The organism is Streptomyces incanus (assembly GCF_042656345.1).
GTDB lineage: Bacteria > Actinomycetota > Actinomycetes > Streptomycetales > Streptomycetaceae > Streptomyces > Streptomyces incanus.
The window spans coordinates 1-721 of sequence record NZ_JBHSPC010000138.1 but is presented as its reverse complement, the minus strand read 5'-3'; the positions used below and the strand labels follow the sequence as shown (position 1 = coordinate 721).

1 protein-coding gene is annotated in these 721 nt (G+C 73.0%); it reads left to right on the top strand.

Translation table 11 applies throughout. The features are described 5' to 3' along the window. A partial coding sequence (locus tag ACFP2V_RS34450) for an IS110 family RNA-guided transposase (protein ID WP_381219277.1) occupies positions 1-704 on the top strand: 704 nt, incomplete at its 5' end. Positions 705-721: the final 17 nt, after the last annotated feature.

The window sequence follows — 721 nt, the reverse complement described above, 5'->3', positions numbered from 1 at the left end:
TGCTGCGTGCGGATCTGCTGCCGGAGGCGTGGATCGCGCCGCTGGACGTCCGGCAGCAACGCGCGTTGTTGCGGCACCGCTGCCAGCTGGTGCGGCTGCGGACCCGGCTGCGCAACCGCGTCCACGCCGTTCTGGCGGACCACGGCTGCGACCGGCCCGGCAGCTGCTTCACCGCCCCCGGCCGGGCCTGGCTGGGCGGCCTGGAGCTGCCGGACGCCTCACGTCGCGTGATCGACGATCTGCTGGGCCTGATGGATGCCCTCAAAGAGCCGATCGACGCCCTCGACCGGCAGCTGCTCGCACAGGCGCGGGGCGATCCCCGCATCAAGGCGCTCACCCAGCTGCCGGGGGTCGGCACGCTCACCGCCTTGATGATCGTGGCCGAGGTCGGGGACATCACCCGCTTTCCCTCCGCGCGCAAGCTCGCCGCCTGGGCCGGGCTGACGCCCACCGTCCGCGGCTCGGACCTGACCGTGCGACACGGGCACATCTCCAAGCAGGGCTCGGACTGGCTGCGGTGGATCTTGTGCGAGGCAGCCCAGACCGCGAAGCGGTCCCCGGAGTTCGCCGACGCCTACCAGCGTCTCGCCCACCGCCGCGGCAAGAAGATCGCCACCACCGCCATCGCCCGCCGCCTGCTGGCCCGCGCCTACCACGTGCTGCGCGCCGTCCAGGACCGGCAAGACCGGCAGGGGGCACGATGACAGCAGCCGACAACCGC